This is a genomic window from Desulfobacter latus (genome assembly GCF_013389365.1).
In the GTDB taxonomy this organism is placed as follows: domain Bacteria; phylum Desulfobacterota; class Desulfobacteria; order Desulfobacterales; family Desulfobacteraceae; genus Desulfobacter; species Desulfobacter latus.
This window is the reverse complement of record NZ_JACADJ010000066.1, coordinates 1-22,860: the sequence shown is the minus strand read 5'-3', so window position 1 is coordinate 22,860 and position 22,860 is coordinate 1. Positions and strand designations below refer to the sequence as shown.

Here is a 22,860-nt window from a genome sequence, read left to right as displayed (position 1 = left end):
AGTGGACAAAACAGTACAGGGCATTAGCTGGAAATATTGCAGGCTGCTTCATGCATCTGACGGTTATTCCTACAATACGACGTGCTAAGGTCCGGTGCATGGCTACTAAATTATTATAAGGAGGGCGCCAATTCCTCCCCTGAGCTAAAGACTCAGGGGTTTCCTTGCCGCATTTTATGAAAATACATCGCGCATATAAGTACCGTATGTACCCGAATAAGCAGCAGCAACAGCATTTGGCTGTGCAGTTCGGACATGCACGGTTTATTTTCAACTATGGACTTAATGCCCGGAAACAGGCATACAAAGAAACCGGCAAAGGTCTGACCTACACAGCTACAGCTCTTTTGCTGCCTAAGCTCAAGCAGGAGTTGCCGTGGCTTAAAGAGGCTGATTCTCAGGTACTGCAGCAGAAACTCAAAGACCTGGATACTGCCTCTGTAAACTTCTTTCAGGGCCGTACGGGCTATCCCGTTTTTAAGAATAAGGACGACCATCAGGCAGTTAGATTTCCACAACGTTTTAAGCTCACAGATTCCCATATATACCTGCCTAAAGTTGGATGGGTAGCATTGGTGTTGCACCGACCCACTGAGGGCAAAATGAAAAACATCACCGTCTCGAAAACCAAGAGCGGTAAGTATTTTGTTTCGGTACTGTGTGAGCTTGAAATATTTGAATTTTCTAATAATTTGACACCTGTTGGGGTTGACCTGGGACTGCATCACTTTGCCGTATTGTCCACAGGTGAAAAGATCGAACATCCTGCCTGCTTGAGAGCAGCTGAGAAAAAACTTAAACGTCTCCAGAAAGCGCTTAACCGAACCAAAAAGGGAAGCGCCAATAGAGCCAAGGCTCGTCGCCGTGTTGCTGTACTTCACGAGAAAATAGCAAATCAACGTTCTGATTTTCTCCATAAGCTCAGCAATCGACTGGTACGTAGCCATGGGACAATTCGTCTTGAAAATCTCAATGTTGCCGGTATAGTGAAGTGTCATAATTTAGCCAAATCAATCAGTGACAGTGGTTGGAGTAGCTTTAAATTGCAGTGCGAATATAAAGCATGTCAATACGGCTCCAGTATTAAGTCAGTTGATAGATTTTTCCCTTCCAGTAAAACCTGCAATGTTTGCGGGTACGTTAATAATGATTTAAAATTGCAGCATAGGTTCTGGACTTGCCCTGAGTGCTCAGCAGAGCACGATAGGGATATTAATGCTGCAATAAACATACGCAATTTCAATACCGTGGGAGCCACGGAACTCCAAGCCTGTGGAGAGGATGTAAGACCCACTACCTTTTTGGGTGTTGGGCTAACCTCTATGAAGCAGGAAGCCCAACGCCTTTAGGTTTGGGTAGCTCACAATAAATAGCTAATCAGGTGTAAAACGGCATTCCATTAATTAGGAGAAGCTTATGACGAAACAGATCTCGTTCAGCAAACATGAGAATGAAGTCCTTCATGGATTCAGGAATAAAATGAACACCGCTGAATCAACTGAAGATGTTAAGAAGTTTTTTAATTATACCGTGATTAAGTTGTTAAATGATATCTTTAAAGATAGTGTGAAAATTGATTCTGAGGATATCCGCCTTAAAACAGATGGAAAAAAGAGCTATTTGATTGAAGATAGCCTGCTGAAACAGGAACGTTTTCAAAATATCTGGAATAATTCCGATATCAAAAGGATTTTAGGAACATTTGCTGATATTTCACTGAAGCGTTACAAACACCTTGAAACCAACCCGGAAAAAACAAAATTAAAAATCAAAAATAATACCAGATAACTCATCTGTAACGCATGAAATGGTATCTGACACTTGTCATTCCCAGATTACGAAAAAAAATAAAAAGAGCACGAAAGGGTTTGGTTTGTACTCTTTTTAGGGACGGGGGATAATTGGTGTAAGCAGTAAGCGTCAATTTAACAGCCATGGGCTGATCTAATCTATAATCACCAATGGGGCTGGTTCCCAATACCATAGCCCATAACTTCAAAGGTATCGGAAACCACCAGAAATGTGTTTGGATCCGTCTTTTTCACAAGGGCCTTTAAGTGACTCAGTTCACCAAAGGTGACAACCGTATAAAGCAGGTTTTCCTCTTCTCCCGTATATCCGCCGCACCCGTTAATAATGGTCACGCCCCGGTTTAACTGTTTGAAGATTTGTTGCTGGATATCTTTCCATTGTTTAGAGACAATGAAAACAGCTTTGCGTTTACTCATGCCTGTTATGACCAGATCGATCACCCGGGAGGCCACAAATATATGAATCAATGTATAAAGAATTGACTCCATGGAGAATAAAAGCATGGACACTAAAAGGATTGCGGCATTTACAAAAAGCGTTGAGGCTCCCAGCTGGATGGAGAATTGTTTGAGCAGGATAACCGATATAATATCAATTCCCCCGGCCGATCCCACGGATTTTAATATCAGCGCACAGCCCACACCTGAAACAATGCCGCAAAGCAGGGTCGCCAGCATGGGATCTTCAATAGGGCTGGTTGCGGGAATCCACTCCATGGCCATGGAAAAAACGATCATCCCGAAAATGCTGTAAAGCATAAAGCGCCGGCCCACATAAAACCAGCCCACTATAAGAATCGGTATATTCAACAGGAAGTTAAGGCTGCCCACCGATGCCTGGGGCCAAAGATAGTGCATAATCAAGGCAACCCCGGCCAGTCCACCGCTCAGGAACTGATGGGGAACAAGGATCGTGTTGATGGTCCAGGCACAAAGGATGGACCCTAAAGTGATTAAGAATGAGTTGTATAAAATACTGTTGATGGCAGCGGTTCCGGTCAACATCTTGCCTGAACCGGACACCGGATGAGCCATCACGGTATGTTTCATTGTCATCGCGGCTGTCTTATTCAATTGGTTCTCCATGTATTTTTGGGTATATAATTTTTTTTGGATATTGTTCTGCCGGAATAAACCAGCCGTTAATCATTGGACAGCATCTTAGCAATGCTTGTGCCACATCTGTGCTATTTTTTATGTCTTTGTTTTTACGGTTAGTTGGCCTGTTTTGTCGGTATTTGATCCGACAAAAAAAGAAGAATTGATTCTTTTTTTGCCTTTTTGTAAGAATTTCTTATTCCGATATTCCGATTGATATCCGGGCTGTTAACCTGTACTAGTACCAGGATCTTTTTTCATGATCCGTGGGGCCTTAACAAAGGGGAAATACCGCATGGCGCTTTCAAGGGGACCCATTGCAAATTTTTTCAGCCATTGGCGCATTAATAACGTATAGGTCGTAATAAAAAGTATTGCCCCGGCAGTGCACCAAAGGATAGGATAATCCTCCCCGATACCCGGAAGAGTCTCAAATCCTTTGATAAAAAGAATATGCAGTACATATAGAGATAAGGTGTTTTTTCCCGCAATCAGGAAATATTGCAGTGGTCTCTGTTTCAGACTGGTGGCACACAGAAAACTCAGCATGATAACGCAAAGCCCGGTACCCGCCCCGGAAACAATGGAAACCGGACTTGGCAGAGTCAGGTCTATAACGGTCAGCTTGGACAGCAGAATAAAAATGTATGCGGCGGTTTCATCAGAGGCGCCATGGGCCAGAACTGTTTTTATGGCCATGCCGGGAATAAAATATCCTGCACACTCTGATAATACTGCCACTAAAAGTCCAGAACTCAAAAGCGTTATTGTGACATGGCGATTTTTTAAATTCCGCCGTCCTATCCACATGCCTAAGAGATAGAGTGCTGCCCATGGAAAAACCGGGTAATAGCCTGTGAAAAAAAGGTTTGCGAACCGGCTTGGAAGGCTGCCGGCGGTAAAACTTTCCAGGTACCCGTAAGCACTATCGGAAAGCCCCAGAAAACCGACCAGCCAGAAGACGGCAGCCCCGATCAAAAGACCCGGACCGGAAAGCTGAGCCATTGTCAGCCCGATTAAAATAAAAAAACCGTAAAAATGCAGAATATCCGCCGGCCATATCCTGGCGATCAGAATGCCGCAAAGCATAAGGAAAACAGCTCTTTTAAAAAGCGTATTCCGGGTTTTTGTCAATTCGGCTTTGCGTAACATGAGTGTCATGCCGGCACCAGCAATCATTACCAAGGCAACAGCCGCCCTCCGATCCATGTATTCAATAAACGTATAAAGCCATTCCGGAAAGGTTTCATCAATACAGAAAAATGTTTTAAAATCAATGATTACCATGGCAAATATAGCCACACCCCTTGCCAGGTCATATCCTTGTATCCTTTTTGCCCTGGGTCTATAAATATTGTCCATTATATTCGTTTTTCCTGCATCTGTTTGGATCATCTTGCCTTTTGTTTCCAGGTACAGTACAGCCTGGGTACTTTTTGTGATTCATAAAGCGCGCCAGTGACGGAAAAAAGGTTAATTTACCTTTTTTTTACATGCGATTCTTTTGTGCCTGCGCCAACGGTAGAAGCAAATTGAACGTGGGTTGTAAGATAATAAATGTTTTGGGATGGAATAAAAAAGAATCTTTAGTTCTTTTTTTAAAGTCGAAGGGTCTGTGGAAGTTTTCCAAAGAACAAAAGCATTGCATTTCCCTCTGGGATTCTTTAAATAGGAATTTTAAATTCCTTTCTTGGACCATCATATTGGCCGGAATGGTGTGATAAAATACAAGGCATAACAGCATATTGAAAAAACTTCACTTTATTCTCAGGCAGATGGATGCTTTAAAAGGCATCCAGGACAGTCTGTCATCTGTTTACCGGATTGCTGCCGGCCGGCAATTAAGTACGGCCCTTCAGATCTTGCGCCGCAGTAAGCCCGAGTTTGTATTTGTGGATATTGAAATTCTTCAGCAGGCTGCTGCCGAAAGCAGCTATAAGGCGGTTTTTCAAACCATCAGCCTGGTTTGCCCCAATATCAGTATTATTGTCATGGCTCCCCCCGAATTGTTGCCGGAGGCTGTGAGTATTGTTCACGACGGTGCGGCATCCTATCTGACCTATCCCCTGGTGCCTGATGAACTCCGGCTGGTGATCAACAGCATCATTGAACAGACCCGGGCGGAATCGGAACTGGACTATCTCAGGGAGCAGGTCTGGCAGGAGGATGAGTTTGAATTGCTCCATACCAAAAGTCCGGCCATGAAAGCCGTATTTGAGAACATTCATGCGGTGGCCGGCACTAAAAGTACCGTGCTTTTAACCGGGGAAACCGGCAGCGGCAAAGGGTTTACCGCCCGACTCATTCACAGGCTTTCTTCAAGAAAAAATGAGCGATTTATCGAGGTTCATTGCGGAGCGATTCCGGATACCCTGGTAGAAAGTGAAATGTTCGGCCATGAAAAGGGCGCGTTCACAGGCGCCATCAAACGTAAACTGGGTAAATTTGAAATTGCCGGGAACGGCACCATTTTTCTGGATGAAATCGGCACCATTACCCCGCCGGCACAGATCAAGCTGCTCCAGGTCATCCAGGATGGTGTCTTTCACCGGGTGGGCAGTGAAGAGGACATCCGGGCTGATGTGCGTATCATTGCCGCCACCAATATTGATTTAAAGCAGTTATGCGATGACAAGCTTTTTCGTTCGGATCTGTATTACCGCCTGAATGTCTTTCCCGTGGAACTACCGCCTCTCAAGCAAAGAAAAGAGGACATCCCCCAATTGGCGGCGCTTTTTCTGGCAAAACTCAACACCTTTCACTCCAAGAATATTACAGAGGTTCACCCCAAGGTGCTTGAAGCTTTTTTAGCTTATTCATGGCCGGGTAATATCAGGGAATTGGAAAACATTCTGGAACGGGCCTATATTTTAGAAAAAACATCCATTCTCAGGCCGCAAAATTTCCCGGTGGAGTTGTTTACATACCCGCCTATTAAGCCGATGCCCGGTAATATTAACCGGAACTTAACCCTTTCCGAAGTCAGGAAGCAGGAACTTGGCAAGATTGAACATAAATACCTGGACCTGCTCTTAACAAAATGCAATGGGAAAGTAAATGCCACCGCTGCCGCCGCCGGTATCACGACCCGCCAGCTCCATAAACTGATGAAAAAGCACTCCCTGTTCAAGGAAAATTATAAAAACACAGGGGTACCCCGGACATAAAAAGTGATAGGGCCATGGAAACAATGCACAAGGACAGGGGACTTGATGATGGCCTTGTCCTGTATGATTGTCAGTTCGCATTTTTCCCGTTGGAGATTGGTTCAAGAATATGGTTGGGGACGGATGTGTTCGATTGTAATGCTTTATATCCCGGCACGGCAATCCTGCAGGGCAGTGGGGACCCGTGAAATTTTGATTCCAGAGATAAGGCCGGTTGCTCCGGTGGTCCGCTGAGGCTCACTTTTAATCGGCCGCCCGGCACCAGTGTCGGGCCGAATGAAAGCCGTGTTCCTTGCTTTATCCATTCCGGGAATATGCCCTCCCCGATTACCAGCGTATGTCCTTCTTCCCGGATAAACAGATGCCGCATCATCATGATCCATTCTGCTGCGGCCCATCCATGCTGTCCATCTCCCATGCACCCCCCTTTTGTAATCGGATTAATCGCTTCAGGCCACTGACCGGTGGGAGAGGCCAGATCGGCAACAGCCCTGATCAGGCTTCGGTAGCGGTTATCACCGCTGCGGAGAAGGGTTTGGGCGATACTCAGCGTCAGATACGCGTTCATGCCGGAATGAATCATATCCTGAAAAAAAGCATGGTCCAAAAAACAGTTTTCAATCAGGTAATTCACCGTGTCCATGATAGTTGTATCGCTTGACCCGGTGATTTGCAGCGGATAATCCGCCACAAGCGACCCCACAGCGCCGGCATCCATTCTGCGGTAACAGGACGCCGGTAGGGTTCCGTGTTTCTGGTATCCCGGTGATTCCCGGATGGTTTCAAAAATACGGTTTTCAAGCTTGTCTGCCGTATTTTCCAAATCATCTTGATGTGCGGCCTTGTCCTGACGGATCGCCATGGATACAGCGGCCCGCAAACCGGCAAGGGACCAGAAATCATCCCAGTAATAATAATCATTGGGGCCAAGGTGTTCTGCACTGAAACCGGCCGGCAGAAGGCCGTCATGGCGCTTTCCATCATTTTTGTGTCGTATTTTATCCCGGATCCACCGCGCCCCTTTTTCAAGACTGGATATAAGACCCGGATCGGGCGTTTCACCGGTTAATTGAAAATAGCGGTCAGCCAGCCAGAGAACCTGGCCGTTGGAGTCCCATTCGCCTTCCTGGGATCGAAAATAGCCGCTGAGCGTCTGACGTCCCGGGAACTGCATGATGTGGTGCCGGCTTCTTTCTGCCAGCCCAAGTCCCAGCAGGGCATTAATCATGAAACAGGCGTCCCGGAACCAGAATCTGCGATAGGTATAAGGCCCGGGATAGGCTTCATCCGCCGTCAACAGGAGCAGGGTGCTTACGGCGGCATCGTATAGAAAAGACAGTTTTTTATCCGGAATTTCGAGGCGGGCTGCCTGGGAACGCATCTGCTGCAGCGGATGGGGATCTGTTGAAACTGCCGGTAACGTCGCTTTCTTTTCCGGAACCAGTTGAATCCGGCATAAGATATGGGTTGCTTCTTTCTTTTTTACCGGGAATAAAACGGCACCCGTTGCCATGCCAATAGGGCAGTGGACCTGGTTCGCTTCGGGGCTGCGATGCAGATCGTGGGCAATATCCCCATCTTCGTATGCATTGAACAGAACTTTGGCGGGTGATGTGCTGAAAAAAAGATCCGTTTTCCGGTTTATTTCCAGCCGGTTTTCAATCTCATGAAAGTCAAAGTGGTCAATAAATGAAATCCCTTCGGGATTGTAAGGCCTTATGGCCGCAATCAACCATCCGTTTTCATTTTTAAGACAGCCTTCCAGGTTGATGTCAAGATATGCTTTTCGATGTCAGCAATTCTCAATTTGGATTTTATCTTTACATATCAAATCGTTAACCCATTTGGTTGATTTTAACCAAAGTCATGTTTTCTCATTTTTTCATCGATTTGCTTTGAAATTCAAATTTTAGTTTTTTATTGTCAAAAAAAATTCTATCATATCTGCTTGAAAAAATTGAGAGTTTTTGGGTTGTTCCAAATTTAGAATTGCTGTTTCGATGTCGATCGTAGGTCACACATGTAGTGGAACGAAGTTTGGCGCCGTCATCCCGTATGGAAGTGATGACCTGCAGATCTTTTTCCAATTCCATTGTCTGTTCGGCGTCTTTGACCTGGGATGGGACAATCAGTTTTCCTGATTCGGTCAAAAGCCAGGCGTCTATGGACCAGGCATCAAAGATCGGTGTGACAAGCCCTCTTGGATCTACCAGCGGGTATATCCCAAGATCCGGTTGACCCACCATGGTCCAGTTCCTGTGGGTGATATTGATATGGCTGAACGAGAAACCTCTGGGAATAAAAGATGGATCTGTGGGCGAAAATTGTTTTTCAACCCAGAAAGGCCATATCCAGTCAAGGTTGTATTGAATTGCCCGGGTATTGATAACGCCTCGGGCGTGAAATAAAATACCTGCCCTGAGCAGCTCTATGGGTTCCATCACCTCCGAAGGCCGGCCAAACTGTCTGATTCTCGCCAGTAAGGTGACCGGATCGAGAATATCATACCGTCTGGCAGCCCATTTCAATATGAAATTCCATGGCAGCCATTTGGTTGGGTTCATTTTAAAATTCTCCTGTTGTTTTTCGGTTGTAGATTGTGTCTATCGTTTGGCGGTACCTTTTTTTTATCCATTTACCGCAAAACATCAATGCCGCATAAACAAGTGCCAGGATGCCTATCATTATGAGGCTGTATTGTGTGGCTGCAGCGCCCATGATCACAAAAGGTACGCTCAGTAACGCCTGGGGCAGCCACCCGCAGACCAGAAAAGGAAAAAAAGAAAGTCCGGACATGGGCAAAAGATAATTTTTGAGGCTATAGGATAAACCGGGTAGCGCCATGAATAAAAAAGCAAAGCGAAACCGATGTTTTTCGGGGATTTTAGGGATACGGATGGCGCGGGATTCGGCCTGTCGGCGTATCCAGGCCTGAATATGGGTGTGGACCAGCCAGTAGGACACAGCCAGGTGAAATGGCATGGTCAATGTCATGATGATGATGCCGTACAGGGCGTTAAAGCGAATGCCCAATAATATCAGCAGTGGCATAATGGGAAATCCGATTATAGGAAGAATTACATATGCAGCAATTAAACCGGCCGGATGGGTCTGTCCCTGCTGAAGCTTCTGCCAGTACAGGGTAACCTGCTCGTGGTACAGACCAACTGACAATATCAACATAAGCAATACCACGGCAGCAATTATTTTTACAAAGATCAGTTTGTTGTCCGTCATGTTTCGGTTCATATTGTGGCTTCCTTTTTGTTTTGAACCGGCTCTTCTTTCAAAGAAAGCCTTGAAAGAACAGGCAGATGGTCGGAAACCCGGCGGGCTTGGTATGAATCCGGCACGACCACGGATTCAACTTTAAAATGGAAATGGGTCTGTACGACCTGCCTGAGATCTTCTGCCCGAAAAATCACTTTTTCATCCGTCAGCATGTTGGAAGGAATCAACAGAAACGGATGGGTTTCATTTTTGCCGGGGCCGCCGTGGGCACCGCATTCGGTGCTGAAGGAAAGCGGCCTTTTATGCTGCTGCCATCCGGATATGACCAGATCTCCGGCGTTCTGGTGACTGCAGATGCGTTTTAGGTCCGAAATAACCCGGTCCCGGTGGGGATGCTGTTTGCCCGGAATTCGTTCCACGCCGTCTGATAACCTGAAAAGCCCGTATTGATCACATGCATAGATCTCCTGTCTGTCCTGAAAAAAAACCAGGGGAATGGCGGCTGAAACGACCAGTTCCCATGCGGCTGCTTTCAGATCTTTTTTTAAAATCTGCCGGGGCAGGTAGATGTGCCCCAAAGGACCCATGGTGGTGATTCTGATTTCATCTGCACTGATCGTTCTGCTGGATTCGTCCCTATTCTGCGCCTTCTGCTTTTTAAGAAAAAAAGACCGGATATTTTTATAGTTTTTATTCAGCAGGTGTTTTAAATAGGGCATACGGTTTTTGCCCAGCGCAGTCTGGAACTGACGGTATGAAAGGCCGTCGATCTGGATCAGTATAAGTCCCGTATCCCCGGGGCTTCCCATGCAGACAGGCAAATTTAAAAGACGGGAAAACCAATGGTTACGGGAAAGCAGTTTGAAAAATCCTCGAAACCTTTTGTTATTTTTATTTTCAAAGCGTCGGCAAGGGATTTTCCTTTGAGATTGCCGGTAAAAACCAGGCGGTCTTCTACATGATAGGTATTAAAAATGCTTTGGATCTTTTCACGAATCGGACCCTCTCCAACCACCAGAAAAACACTGTCCGGTCTGCTTTTTATAACACCCGCCGCAGCCTGCGCCAGAAAATCAAGGTTTTTTTCGGCCGCCAGGCGGCCCAAATGTCCGATCACAAAAGGCTTTTTTGAAATATTGTGAGCATTTCTGAATTCATTGCCGTTTCCGCTGGAAAAAAACGGTATGTCCACACCGGTGGGAATGACAGAGATCGGCTTGTCCACGCCCCGCGTCCTGAGAAGGTCTGAGAGACTTTTGCTGGGGGCAATGATATGATCGCACAGGCCGGCATATTGGGTTGAAATATTGGCGGCAAACTGTTGTATGGCTTGAACATCCATGTTCAGATGGTGAGTGTATTCTTCATACAGTGTATGGTGGGTGAATACCAACGGCAGTAAGCGCTGCCGGGCGGCACGAAACGCACTGTCTCCCATCAGGTAGGGGTGGTGGCTGTGAATGATGTCCGGTTTGAATTTTTCTATGGTTTCAGACACATAGAACGGAATCGGCAGCCTCAAGGAAAAATCACTGCCGCTCATTTCCGTAATGGCGGGTACCCGGATAATATCTTCTTCTGAGGTGTCGTGGGATTCGCAGTCCGGAAAAACCGGTGCCACGATCAGCACGCTGTGACCGGCAGCTCTAAGGTCTGAAACAAACGTGTGGATTGATCTGGCCACGCCGCCGACATGCGGCAGGTAGGTGTTGGTGAACATACAGATTTTCATATGGGTCTCCTGTAAAATTGGAAAAAAGGTTCTTTAATGCCTTACTCCATCATAATTGGGCTTATATTCAAATAGATGCTTTTATGCATTCCGGTCCCCTTGGATTATGTAGATTATGAAATCAGGATTTACCATATCTGGTTTACTGCAAACTGATGGGGTTTTTTCCTGTAGCTTCTCCCTGCTGCTCAGAGCCATTTACAAAAAATTACAGAGTACACCTTATTTATTCGTCAATGCAGATATGCTTAAGTTTATAAAGGTTTACATTTATATGACCAAGAAAAAGGAGATATGTGATGAAGAGATAAGATGGGTGCTGGGTGCTGGAAATTCCTATACTATAAATTTAAAAATTTCCATGCCCCTAAGGTGTGATGGGTTTTTGAATCCAATTACCGAATAGCTGTACTCATGCTGAAACCACCCGATTCCGGCCGGCGTCCTTTGCTTTGTACAGGGCCTTATCCGCCTTTGACACCAGGGTGTCATAGTTTTTGATATCACTTTTAAAACAGCTGATGCCGATACTCACGGTCAGGCCAAGCCCTGGGAAACGATCAGAAAGCAGATGGCCCAGATGCTCAATCTCTTTTCGAATTCGTTCGGCATAAACAACTGCTTGGGCTGGAACTGTATCATTCAGGACAACGATAAACTCCTCTCCACCATATCGGCCGACATGGTCAGTGGGACGCGACATTTTTTTTAAGGTGTTTGCGATCAGTCTGAGGACATTGTCTCCTTCCTGGTGGCCGAACATATCATTAAATTTTTTAAAATGATCTACATCAATCATAGCAATGCAAAGGGCAATGTTTTTGTTGACAGCTTTTAAAAAAGATCTTTTTAAAAGCCTATCAACGGCTATTCTGTTCAGCAGCCCGGTCAGCGCGTCATGCAAAGATGCAGCCTTTGCCTTTTTATAGGTCGAGGCATTTTCCAGGGCAAGCCCAAGCTCATTGGCCACGACAGCAATAGATGAAAACAGGCCCGGCTCAATTTTTTTACCGGATACGGCATGATCCATCCCCAAAAGCCCAATCACCTTATCATGGCTGAAAAAAGGAACTACAAGCATCTGGGAGACTGAAAACCTTTCCAGCACCTCTTTTTCGCCCGGCAGGGAACCGTTGATGACAACCGGCTCTTTATTTCTCAGGCATTGGAGAAAACCGTTATCCGCCGTATCTATGGAAATATAATAAGATGCCAACTGGTCTGAGAAACTGTCCTGTTTCAGACATTTTGTGACCTGAAGACGGCGCAGCGGGGAAGCTGCCCTTAATATGTAAACCCGGTCAAACCCAAAATCCTGACAAATGGCTTTCAGGGTCGCTGATAAAATTTTTGGGGGCTCCAGGCTGCTGTGGGGCGCGGTGATGCTTGTCGTTACAGATCGCTTTTCGCCATGGACTTCTTTTTCTCTTGGGGCAAAACAACGCGAGTTGATGGAACTTAATCTTAAATTGGCCTTGAGGAGGTTGGCGCGATACTGATCTGAAGAAGGGAATTTGAATTCATAAAATTCGGCTGTATTTTTAATTTCTTCATCCATTTTTTGGATCACGGCTTCAAAGTTTATGCGGTCAAGCCTGATATTTTTTTCAACCTCGGGCTGGAGTGCTAAGTGAGAAATTACATCCATAGAGCCCATGCCCTGGGTCCAGGCCAGGAAATCAGCCAGGCAGACAATACAAATAAACTGCATGTCTTCTTTGCAAAGATCCAGATGGCTAAACCGACGGTGATGGTATTGTATGGCCAGGCAAAGCTTTGGGGGAAATCCCCAGCGATCTCCATAATAAGCCCCGAGGTCATCATGCCTGATCCCTATAATATCCCTTTCTGCGTCAACCAGGGGGCCGGTGCAGGTATCGGCTTTTTTACAAAAATCAGCATAGTTCACACGGCCGGACCGGTCCAGAACAATTTTTCCAAAATCATGCAACAGGCCTGCTGTATAAGCATCCTCAGGGCGGGAGTATCCTATCTCATCTGCAATGGCCTGACTGAGACTTGCTACGCACAGGCAGTGACGCCAGAAGAACGTCCGGTCAAATTGGTTTTCTTGGCCGGACTTGACCATTTTTTGAAAAAAAGTCGCGCCAAGGCAAATTTTTTTAATTTCATCAATTCCCAGAAACAGCACCGCCTCTGAAATGGCCGAGACCTTGGATCGTAGACTAAAAAAAGAAGAGTTTACAATACCCAGCACCTTTGCGGTGATCCCCGGGTCTGTTTCGACCAGTTTGGCTACATCTTCAATGGAGGTGTTCGGGTCATTACATACGGTGAGCATTTTAGCCATAACTTGGGCAAACCCCGGCACTTCCTTGTCATCTCTTTTCAGGACTTTTTTGATATCAGAATCACTGGGGAGACTCAGTATGTTGTCCATTATAAAAATTATCCTAGGAAATCAAGAAATTTGGATTTGGATTATTTTTGTTTCTTCCTTTCTATTATCATTTTCCTTCTGAACTGTACAGGCCAACTTTACTATTTCATTCTTGATTTACGGTCAGGAAAGGCGCTTTTGGTGGTCGTCTATTTAAAGAGTATAGGAATTTCCATTTCCCAGCACCCAGTACCCAGTACCCAGTACCCAGTACCCAGTACCTACCAGCCCGCCCAAAGGGCGCTAATTTAAATTGTATATAGAGGTGAGCGGCTATATCAGGCCATTTTGGATGACCCAAGGATGTCATTAATGTGTTTTCGAACAATTTTTAAATAATCGGGGAGGGCGGCTGCCAGATCCGGTGTAAGTTCCGTTCCCCAGTCAATGATGGCCGGTTCAATGCCCACCACCCTGAGATACGGCCGGTGTCCACGAATCTCAGCCATACTTAAAGAGTCTAAAAGATCAATATCGTGTAACGAGAGCGTCTGCTTTTTATCTTTTCTCAACTGGTCTTCTTCCAGGCAAAAAATGGTGCCGGGTGTCTGGTTGGCCCGGACAATATCCAGCACCAGAATATTGTCATATGCTTCAAACAGGTAAAAGATATCCTGGGTAAAGGTGCCGCCGTCGATGAAATCCACGTCCGCGTCTTTCCAATCTTCTTTTTCCTTCCAGAATTCATTGATGGCGTGGACGCCGATGCCTTCGTCCTGCATCAGGATATTTCCCACACCAAGCACCAGTAATTTTTTCATTTACAAAGGAACTTCCACTTTGATTTCCTTGCCGGTATCTGCGTCCAGCACGTGGACGGCGCAGCCCAGTCAGGGGTCGTAAGCGCGTATCAGGCGTCCGACATTCACCGGATTGTCCACATCAGGTACGGGGACGCCGATCAGGGCCTCTTCAATGGGGCCTCTTTGGCCCATGTCATCCCTGGGGTTGGCGTTCCAGATGGTGGCAGAGGTGATCTGGTAATTGGAGATCACGGCGTCCTTGATGTCCACATAGTGGAGCAGGGCACCCCTGGGGGCTTCTGTCATGCCAAGGCCTTGTGCGCTTTCGGGTATGGCCGCCGGGACAAAGGTCTCCTGGCCCGGGGTGGCTTCGGCAAGCCATTGTTCAACTGCGTCGGCAACCAGGGCGGTTTCTTCAGCCCTGGCCACATGGCGACCTAAAATTGAGAAGCAGGCATCGCCGATATCACGCAGTTTTTTAACGCCCAGGGCTTTTTGGCCGGTTTGGGACAGTTCCGGATTGGTGGCCCACATTCTGGCCAACGGACCGCCTTCATGGGGTTTGCCATTGTATCTGGGCGCCTTGATAAATGAGTATGCACCGGTTTTACCCGGTTCCGGCCGGGTCCGGCCTTTGGTGGGATTCAGGCCTGTGGTGCCGTCTTCAAACCAGGAATATTTAACATATTCTTTGATCTGGGCGGGATCCACGTCATAGTCTTTTCCGTCTGTATAAACGCCTGGTTTCAACAAGGTGTTGCCCTTACTGTCCATGGGGAATACGCCCCAGGAGACCAGGTTTTTATGGCCCACACCCGTCTTGAGCAGATCGCCGTAAGGCCCTGCTAAGGTGTATATTTCCGGGATATATTTTTCCATGATAAATTTTTTAACTTTTTTGAATCGTTCCGCATAGGCATTCAGGGCTTCCCGGGTGGGAATTTCCGTTGTCCCGCCTACGACAATGCCCTGGACATGGGGCATTTTGCCGCCCAGGAGCGCCACCATTTCATGGCAGATTTTGCGTATCTCAAGGGCTTCAAGATACTGGGCAACACCTTCGTCATTGATCTCCTTGGTTACCCGGATATCATTGTTTTTATACCTGGGAATAAAAGGTGCCGTGTCCGGGCCGTTCACATAGTCCAGTGCTGCCAGATGATAAAAATGCAGGATATGAGACTGGATGAAGTTGGCGCCCAGGATCAGATTTCTGGCAATCCGTCCGTTGTCCGTAAGTGTTACGCCAAAGGCATCATCCAGGGCCAGTGATGATGCTGTGGCATGGGCTGTGGGGCATACCCCGCAGATTCTCTGGGTAATCTGGACGGCATCCCTGGGGTCTCTGCCCACAAGAATCTGTTCAAATCCGCGGTACATGCCGCCTGACATGCGGGCATCAATCACAAAACCATTTTTTACTTCTACCTCGGCTCTCAGATGGCCTTCAATTCTTGTGATCGGATCAATACTGATTTTAATTTTTTTGGTGCTGCCGGCTGGTGCGGCGGCTGGTTTGCTGCCTGACATAAAAATTCCTCCTTGTGTAAATCTGTTCCGGTGACTTAAGCCGGTTCATAAAAAGGCGATGATTCATCCGGGAAACCGGGTTCAACACAACCGGTACAGACGGCGTTATCTATACACCAGTTCAGACCGCTGTTCCATTTTCTCTTGTAGCAATCCGCATAGGTGTATGGGCCCTTGCAGCCCAGCTCCATACGGCAACCCTTAGGATCTGACAGGGTCCGGGACAGTTTATTTGCCTCATACATTTCCAGTCTGGGGCAGTTGTCATGGATATTTTCTCCAAAGAACAGCATGGGGCGTCCTTCGTCATCCAGTTCAGGAATACCCTTTTCCAACAGATGTACAACCGAAAGGACAATCCAGTCCGGATGGGGTGGACAGCCCGGGATATTGACAAGCGGGGTTTTAATGCCGTTATCTGTAAAAAATTCCCTGCAACCGGCGGCACCGGTGACATTGCCTTCGGCTGCCGGAATACCGCCATACGCGGCACAGGTGCCCACAGCAAGACACGATCCGGCCATGGGCGCCACTGCTTTGACCAGATCAACCATGGTGTACTCTTTATGTTCGTATTCACCAATAACACAGTACTTGCCTTCTGCTGCCGTAGGAATAGCACCCTCCACAACAAGAGAAAATTTCCCCTCATATTCCTTGGCAATACCAAACAGATTTTCCAGGGTAGTTTCGCCTTCGCCGGCCATTAGTGTGGGATGGTATTGCAGGCTGATGACTTTCAAAAGCACATCTGCAATTGGGGGATCAACACTGTTTAACAGGCTGACCGAGCAGCCGGTGCAGCTTTGTCCCTGAATCCAGAGAACCGGATGCCGTTTCAGTCCTTTTTCAAGGGCTTTAACCAGTGCAGGGTTCACGACTTGGGATACACCAATGCCGGCTGCGGCACCGGTAACGGCCTTCAGAAAGCACCGCCTGGTAACGCCTGATTTTTTTTGTTGTGTTTCAGACAACACATGCTTGTCTTTCACGGATACCTCCTTGATGATGTTAAATTAGCGCCCTTTGGGCGGGGTGTTAGGTACTGGGTACTGGGTGCTGGGTACTGGGTACTGGGTACTGGAAATTCCTATACTCTTAAAATATTACTATAGCTTAGGATGATTTTCTGTCAATATTTTCATAGAAAAACCGGAAGTTATACAATGGCTTTGTGAAGGCCATGGCTTTAGACCCATAATCAAAATAAACGCTCCCATATGGTTTGCCTTTTCATCCGTCTTCTTCGTTGTGACAATGAGTACATATTTCAAGAGTATAGGAATTTCCATTTCCCAGCACCCAGCACCCAGCACCTAACAGCCCGCCCAAAGGGCGCTAATTTAATATGCTCCCATTGTTACGCCTTGAATACGAATGAAAATTCTAAATCATATTTTGGAAGATTTTATTCCGATCATGGGCCTTAAACAATTTGTTGATTTGATTCGGTAAAAAGGCTTAATATATATGTTGATTCTAATCTAACGATCGGGCTGATTATGAAAACAGATAATTATTCAGAAAGCGAAGACCTTCGCGCCCAGATGCGAACCGCGGCTGCCGAAGGTGCCAGTGTTGAATTTGCGTTCCCAGGTTCAATGATTGTTTACCAGTTTCCCTTAAGGGACTGGAGTCACACCGGTTTGGGTATCCTGGCAAGACAGGATTCCAAGATATTGGATTATATCCAGGAGGGTCAGGTCTTTCCAGTGACCCTTCGGCGGGAGGGAACCGGCATTTCTTTGGAAGTATACAGGGTGGAAATTCGCCATATTTCAGATCCTGAACAAGGGCGGCATCCCGGACACAAAGTCGTCGGGTTGAGTATTTTGGAAAAGGCGTCTACCTAACTGTTACATTAAACCTGGACGGTAAATGCAACACCTTGAAACCATTTATAAAAATAGAAACGCCTATAAAATGAGGATTACCAACCGATGGCCCAAGCTTGGCCGGAGAACGGGGGTCTCCCCCCGTTCTCCTCTGCTGCGGGCTTCGACAACCAATGAAAACACTTTGCAGCCATAGCAAGCTCCCAGAAAAACCCGAAACCAGTCCAACCGTAGGCGACATCTTCAGAGAATACGGTCCTGCCTTCAGAGCCTCAAACAGGCTGCATCCTCGTCAGCACAAGGTGATGTACGATATCGAACATTGCCGGTGTGGGGAGTTCGGCACCCACTGGGAGATCTGCGACACATGCGGCCATCTTGAAAGTGGAGCCTCGATACAGTTCAACCTTCCTGTTTCCGGTCAAAGCGCTTTCCAATGTATTCAGGGCCAAATTCCTGAGCGGCCTGATTGCAGCCCACAGTCGGGGAGAGTTAAAACTGCCCGATGAACTGGCTCAATTTTCCCGTCTCTGCGCCTTCAGGCAATGGCTGTTCCATACCGTTCCAAAAGCCTGGGTGGTATACTCCAAACCACCGTTCTCAGGGCCGGCCGAAGTTGTTAAATACATCGATAGATACACCCATTCAACAGCCATCAGCAACAACAGGATTATATCCGTTAAGGATGATAGCGTTGAATTCTGGTTCAAAAACACCCGGAATAAATCCAGGTGGGAAACAAGCGCTTTGCCGGTGATGGACTTCATTGACCGTTTCCTCTGGCATGTTCTGCCCAAACATTTTCACCGGATCAGATATTATGGGTTTCTGCCCAACGGGCAGGCCGGAAGACATATACCGGCAATACGTCAGGCTTTGAATGACCAGGCCACACCTGATCCTGCCCCTCTGAAAGAACAGCAACCTTGATGTCCGGCCTGCGGCAAGGGAAAGATGATCACGGTCCTGGTGTTGGACGGTCATGGCAACGTGGTGAAAGAAGACTTACCCAAAATAGAGATCAAACAAATTCCGGCGAAAGCAAGGGAACCACTGGATATTTGCCATAAGGAACTTTCAAATAATGGACCCCGGATGGCCACCTACTGTCCATCATTCCTGAACGGTGAAAAATCAGTGGCCACAAATGATAAGGAATGGGGACGAAATAACTTCCCCATTTGATAGCTGGACAGCATCGTTATTCAACGGTGTCGTAAAATGAAATATCCAAGTTATTTCATCCCTGTTCCTAAGTAGGTTGCCATTCAAAGCACGATCCCGGAACCATAAGTCTAACACCTGAAAACCACAACTCATGTGGTCGACCTCATTTTTTTTTGTGACAGAAACTGAGAAGTGAGTACCTAAGAGGAATAAAATCTGAGATTTAGCGAACATAAGATGACAGCTCAGTAGTGCCGTCTTTATTGCGGTCATACGGGGAATCGAATTTAGCGGACAACAGATTTTGGCTATCGTTTTAAGCCGGGACACCCCGTAAAATAAGCCACTTATGAGATGCCCTACTTTAAGGCTGACGCCCTGGAAGACTTTGATCAAACGGGTCAAACTGTCCCGGCTTACGTCGGTAACCCAAATTTTGGGCTTGGTCATAACATCGGCCACAGCGTAGGTTGGGTTGAACAAAGTGAAACCCAACAACTTATCGGCGTTGGGTTTCGTTCCTCAACCCAACCTACCGGAAATCCGTATGGCCCAAATTTTGATAGGAATGGGGACGAAATAACTTCCCCATTTGATAGCTGGACAGCATCGTTATTCAACGGTGTCGTAAAATGAAATATCCAAGTTATTTCATCCCTGTTCCATAGAAGAAGGTGGAGTCTTTGAGGGTTATTCCAGTTGTACACCATATTTTATTAATATGTCTTGGGAGGTGATCGTTTCTGGTGTGCCGGTTGGCCGGAGTACATTCCTGCCACAAAGAATGAAAACTTCATACGCATCAAATATTGCATACCGGTCCTTATCAAATATAATCAGTTTGTTTCCATTTTCTTCTTTAACTTTTTGTCTGAACTTCCTGATTCCGGTGTCTTGACCTTTTTTATCCAATTTGTCCTGTTGGTCCATCCAATCCCTGAAAGCTGTTGTCAGCGCCATGACAAAAATGGTGAGATACACATGAACAATAAAACCGGCCTTCGTATTTATAGGTGGTCGTTCTATGAACCAGGCTTGCTTGGCCTCTCTAAATAAGGCGTTTTCAATTTCACTGCGGGCATCATATGCGTCATAAACCACCAAGGGGTTGTCAACAGGTCCATTTGTAAGAATAATCAGGGTTTTGGAATCGGGATTATTAGCCTTAAAAGGATCATCCTTAACCACAACAGCATTGATGGGATTGGCTACAAAACTTTTGGAGTTTTGATGGCTGCCGCTGCCCCGCGGTCCGTAGAATTCTGCTGACGTTAACTCTTCCAGACCTTCAACATCCCAATGATCTGTAACCGTTGTCTTATTTTTACCGGCACCCACAGTGCGTATTTGGTCTCTAACTTCCGAATGGCCTGTACCAATTAAAGACAAGGCATCGTCATAAACATCCAAGTTGGATTTAGCAGGAATAAAAAAGGTGATGTTTTTACTGTTGAGCCACCATAAAAAAATGCCGTCCGTGAACCCACGGTCAATGGCAAGGGAAGTGATTTTGGCATGTTCCCCCAGATTGTCAATTGCCTGCTGAACCACTTCCTGAGCCAAATTTATGTCATGAACCTCAATTGTAGCGAAACGCATGGCTAAAGGAAGGCGGCTGTTTGGATCCCAAACCACCCATATTTTAAATCCAAAAACAGTTTCCAGAATTTTTCGAATACGCTTTTTACGAAGTTTAAGTTCGGGCGGTTTTTCTTTGGTTACCTTCCCACACCCTTTACATTTTTCTGTTGATTCAATCTCGGAAGCATCAAGCAGAGCATTAATTTTTTTTGGGAAAAACTTATGTGACGCTAAAATCGATATTCCCCTGTTAAACATTTTTTCCAGGGTTGGTGCAGCAATTGATGCCATCGTATTTTTTATGAAATCACAAGATACCGGTCCTCGGATTGGAATTGGGTCTTTTTCATCGCAAGAGGATTTTTTCTTACCCCGATTGCACGTCCCTTCTTTTATTTCCCTACCGTTAAATCCGACAAGACGCATTAACGCCTGACTTCGAAGAAGAACAGAGTCTGTGTGCCAGAAAAATTGAAGGCCGGCTACAATACGCATCATATAAATAAAAATGATACGCATGAATGGGACCGGACTGTTTCTTTGTTTTGATTTTGGTTCAAGTTCCATGAACAGGTTGGTAAATCCGAAATGATCAAGAAAGTAAAAAAACTCATCGAATAATCCAGCTTCACCAAGGCCATATACTTCGGGGATATCTTTACCCTCGGCAAGATCTTTGGCGATGCCTGCCTGGTCCCTGTTTGCTGTATGCCAGGCCAAGCGGTCTGCTATATTTTTTGATGCATTTTGGGTTAAACTCATAGGGTTATGGGTTAGCAAAAAAACATAGGGAAGTCAAATGCTACTCATTGATAACTAATTGAAATAACAATATATATTGATTACCATATCGTGGTTTTGGCTCATTTTTAATGATAGGCGTGAGAGGGGGTATACGTCACCTTTTAAATGTCGTTTAAATGACCCGTAAAGGCTTCCTACAGGGGGTTTTGAAGGGCTTTTAAAAAAATGGTCGGGGCCGCCATTTTTTTGTTCCCTTAAAAAAAATCACTTTTTAAAAAAAAATAAGGCAGCCGATAGCCTGATCAGCTATCGTTTCATTAGTTGAAGGAATGAGTCCGAAGTAAAACCTATGAGGGAGGGCATCTCGCCCGCATCTTTAAAATACTTGCAGACATGCGGCCGGGACGCCCGCGCTCCCGGATATAGCAAAGTGGGCAAGCTATTTAAGACCCGTTCTTACAATGCGTAGATTATGAATAGATTAGGTCGGTTGGTAATAGTAATAACTCCGGCCTTGATTTTGAGAAAAACCGTCATCCTTATAGCAAATATCCAGGGAACCATAAAAGGCTTTACTTTGGAAACAATTACCGATATCAAAAACAGGCAAAGTCTTGTCAGGGACTGGTATTGGCAATCAGCACCGGTTCCCGGGTTTTTCGATCCTTTTTCAAGTCGAATCGGATGAACCAGGAGGTTTAATCCCAATGGACACTGGACTCTACCAGTTAAATTGTATAACCGGAGCTGTTAAATCCAAGTTTGAGAATAAGGATTCTCCTGCGTTTACCCAAGCAAGCACCGGCGAGGCTTCGACCCGGTTAATGTAACAAGACGTTCAAGCGGAAAAAAACACGAAAACGCCTTGGTTGTAGAAAATTTTTGGTTGTGTTTTTTCCGCTTAACTAAACGTTTTTTTTTTTCAAAAAGGAACCCGATGGCAACTGTCAATGGCCAAGAAAATTATGAATTTAGCTGATATAAAAAAAGAAATTCACAAACTTCGTCATGAAGAAGGAATGACTTTGCAGGAAATTGCCCATAAATACGGGAAAAGTATCTATTGGGTTAATGCAAGGCTAAATAAGAACTATGAGCCAAAGAGATTAAGGCATACAGCTGATGATATAGGGCAATTGAATGAATTAGATATTAATGACGAGAACTTATCTGAAGAGATATCGCAAATTAAAGGTCTAAGGGCTGAAGGTTTAACCTATGAACAAATAGCCTCAAAAATGAATCGAAAAGTGTTTATTGGGTTCATACTCGATTGCAAGGGAAATATACCCCGAGAGGTGCAAGGTCTGAAAAGCAATTTCAAGAAGAAAGAGTCGTCCCTTATATGTTTGAAATTGGATATTCAGGTATTCTGCAATATGTTCGAACATCAAAAGAAGGTGTTAACCAAGAAGCAGATATTATTTCTACGCTAAATGGTAAGCAATATATTACAGAAGTAAAAGTTCATATAACTCATCATCAATTACAAACAGCTATCGGCCAGTTATTGATACATCGTTTTACATACAACCAAGAAGCCGAGCTTCAAATTGCCTTGCCCAAAGAAGCTAATTTATCAAAATTACCACCAGGGCTGATTAAACATCTGGAGGATATTGAACGGATACATTGTTTATTCCCCTCGGTTCGATAGTTTTTTATTAAACAAATTCAATTACTTATTAATTTGGGTGTAAATTTTGAAAACAAATGCCAGATTCAGATCAAGTCTATTTAAGGTTATCTATTTGATTTTATTGATAAAATCAAATAGATAATTATTTCAAATATTTATAAGTAACCATTTGAAATAATTA

The 22,860-nt window shown here is 45.6% G+C and carries 20 protein-coding genes and 1 pseudogene; 9 read left to right on the top strand and 12 right to left on the bottom strand.

The window, feature by feature from the left end; all coding sequences use genetic code 11:
* Positions 1 to 164 precede the first annotated feature (164 nt).
* Positions 165 to 1,349, top strand: coding sequence for an RNA-guided endonuclease TnpB family protein (locus tag HXW94_RS15105; RefSeq protein WP_218576747.1), 1,185 nt, complete (start codon positions 165 to 167; stop codon positions 1,347 to 1,349).
* Positions 1,350 to 1,479: 130 nt separating this feature from the next.
* A complete protein-coding gene (locus tag HXW94_RS15100; RefSeq protein WP_246294101.1) occupies positions 1,480 to 1,788 on the top strand; it encodes a hypothetical protein in 309 nt (102 codons plus the stop codon).
* A 167-nt stretch (positions 1,789 to 1,955) separates the two neighbouring features.
* Here HXW94_RS15100 and HXW94_RS15095 read toward each other — a convergent pair whose 3' ends face one another.
* On the bottom strand, positions 1,956 to 2,885 hold the full coding sequence (locus tag HXW94_RS15095; protein ID WP_178367731.1) for a YitT family protein: 930 nt from the start codon (positions 2,883 to 2,885) through the stop codon (positions 1,956 to 1,958).
* A gap of 252 nt (positions 2,886 to 3,137) precedes the next feature.
* Positions 3,138 to 4,271 (bottom strand): heparan-alpha-glucosaminide N-acetyltransferase domain-containing protein, encoded by a 1,134-nt coding sequence (locus HXW94_RS15090; protein ID WP_218576746.1) that lies wholly within the window; start codon positions 4,269 to 4,271, stop codon positions 3,138 to 3,140.
* Between the two features lie 383 nt (positions 4,272 to 4,654).
* Between HXW94_RS15090 and HXW94_RS15085 the strand changes: the two genes are divergently transcribed.
* Complete coding sequence (locus HXW94_RS15085) at positions 4,655 to 6,076, top strand: sigma-54 dependent transcriptional regulator (RefSeq protein WP_178367729.1); 1,422 nt, start codon at positions 4,655 to 4,657, stop codon at positions 6,074 to 6,076.
* Positions 6,077 to 6,146: 70 nt separating this feature from the next.
* Here the strand turns inward: HXW94_RS15085 and HXW94_RS15080 are convergent, their stop codons facing one another.
* From HXW94_RS15080 to HXW94_RS15060, 5 genes are all read right to left on the bottom strand, one after another.
* The gene (locus HXW94_RS15080; RefSeq protein WP_178367728.1) at positions 6,147 to 7,808 is read right to left on the bottom strand and encodes a hypothetical protein; all 1,662 of its coding nucleotides are present in this window, start codon (positions 7,806 to 7,808) and stop codon (positions 6,147 to 6,149) included.
* A 142-nt stretch (positions 7,809 to 7,950) separates the two neighbouring features.
* On the bottom strand, positions 7,951 to 8,640 hold the full coding sequence (locus HXW94_RS15075; RefSeq protein WP_178367727.1) for a hypothetical protein: 690 nt from the start codon (positions 8,638 to 8,640) through the stop codon (positions 7,951 to 7,953).
* Between the two features lies 1 nt (position 8,641).
* Complete coding sequence (locus tag HXW94_RS15070; RefSeq protein ID WP_178367726.1) at positions 8,642 to 9,325, bottom strand: TVP38/TMEM64 family protein; 684 nt, start codon at positions 9,323 to 9,325, stop codon at positions 8,642 to 8,644.
* Positions 9,322 to 10,116 (bottom strand): endonuclease/exonuclease/phosphatase family protein, encoded by a 795-nt coding sequence (locus tag HXW94_RS15065; RefSeq protein WP_178367725.1) that lies wholly within the window; start codon positions 10,114 to 10,116, stop codon positions 9,322 to 9,324. Before HXW94_RS15065 ends, HXW94_RS15070 begins: the two co-directional genes overlap by 4 nt.
* Positions 10,117 to 10,130: 14 nt before the next feature.
* Complete coding sequence (locus HXW94_RS15060; RefSeq protein WP_178367724.1) at positions 10,131 to 11,039, bottom strand: glycosyltransferase; 909 nt, start codon at positions 11,037 to 11,039, stop codon at positions 10,131 to 10,133.
* A gap of 115 nt (positions 11,040 to 11,154) precedes the next feature.
* Here HXW94_RS15060 and HXW94_RS15055 point away from each other — a divergent pair, with 115 nt between their 5' ends.
* Complete coding sequence (locus HXW94_RS15055; RefSeq protein WP_178367723.1) at positions 11,155 to 11,445, top strand: hypothetical protein; 291 nt, start codon at positions 11,155 to 11,157, stop codon at positions 11,443 to 11,445.
* Between the two features lie 6 nt (positions 11,446 to 11,451).
* Here the strand turns inward: HXW94_RS15055 and HXW94_RS15050 are convergent, their stop codons facing one another.
* The 4 genes from HXW94_RS15050 to hysB all read right to left on the bottom strand — a co-directional run bounded on the left by HXW94_RS15050 (position 11,452) and on the right by hysB (position 16,705).
* Positions 11,452 to 13,440: an HDOD domain-containing protein gene (locus HXW94_RS15050; protein ID WP_178367722.1), complete on the bottom strand. Its 1,989-nt coding sequence runs from the start codon at positions 13,438 to 13,440 to the stop codon at positions 11,452 to 11,454.
* Positions 13,441 to 13,718: 278 nt separating this feature from the next.
* Positions 13,719 to 14,201, bottom strand: coding sequence for a NiFeSe hydrogenase maturation protease (hysD, locus tag HXW94_RS15045; protein WP_178367721.1), 483 nt, complete (start codon positions 14,199 to 14,201; stop codon positions 13,719 to 13,721).
* 69 nt (positions 14,202 to 14,270) lie between these two features.
* Positions 14,271 to 15,713: a NiFeSe hydrogenase large subunit HysA gene (hysA, locus tag HXW94_RS15040; RefSeq protein ID WP_178367720.1), complete on the bottom strand. Its 1,443-nt coding sequence runs from the start codon at positions 15,711 to 15,713 to the stop codon at positions 14,271 to 14,273.
* A gap of 35 nt (positions 15,714 to 15,748) precedes the next feature.
* Positions 15,749 to 16,705: a NiFeSe hydrogenase small subunit gene (gene hysB / locus HXW94_RS15035; RefSeq protein ID WP_178367719.1), complete on the bottom strand. Its 957-nt coding sequence runs from the start codon at positions 16,703 to 16,705 to the stop codon at positions 15,749 to 15,751.
* Between the two features lie 510 nt (positions 16,706 to 17,215).
* On the opposite strand from hysB, the gene HXW94_RS15030 reads away from it, so the two are divergent.
* From HXW94_RS15030 to HXW94_RS15020, 4 genes and pseudogenes are all read left to right on the top strand, one after another.
* Positions 17,216 to 17,566: a hypothetical protein gene (locus HXW94_RS15030; protein ID WP_178367718.1), complete on the top strand. Its 351-nt coding sequence runs from the start codon at positions 17,216 to 17,218 to the stop codon at positions 17,564 to 17,566.
* Positions 17,567 to 17,721: 155 nt separating this feature from the next.
* A pseudogene (locus HXW94_RS20415) lies at positions 17,722 to 17,871 on the top strand (hypothetical protein); the annotation flags it as partial.
* 61 nt (positions 17,872 to 17,932) lie between these two features.
* A complete protein-coding gene (locus tag HXW94_RS15025) occupies positions 17,933 to 18,478 on the top strand; it encodes an IS91 family transposase (RefSeq protein WP_343054658.1) in 546 nt (181 codons plus the stop codon).
* Between the two features lie 24 nt (positions 18,479 to 18,502).
* Entirely contained in the window at positions 18,503 to 18,733 is a 231-nt protein-coding gene (locus HXW94_RS15020; RefSeq protein WP_178367716.1) for a hypothetical protein, read from the top strand.
* A 672-nt stretch (positions 18,734 to 19,405) separates the two neighbouring features.
* Here HXW94_RS15020 and HXW94_RS15015 read toward each other — a convergent pair.
* Positions 19,406 to 21,016, bottom strand: a complete 1,611-nt coding sequence (locus HXW94_RS15015) for a transposase (RefSeq protein WP_218576745.1) — start codon at positions 21,014 to 21,016, stop codon at positions 19,406 to 19,408.
* Between the two features lie 1,369 nt (positions 21,017 to 22,385).
* Here HXW94_RS15015 and HXW94_RS15010 point away from each other — a divergent pair.
* Positions 22,386 to 22,697 (top strand): hypothetical protein, encoded by a 312-nt coding sequence (locus HXW94_RS15010; protein WP_178367714.1) that lies wholly within the window; start codon positions 22,386 to 22,388, stop codon positions 22,695 to 22,697.
* Positions 22,698 to 22,860 lie beyond the last annotated feature (163 nt).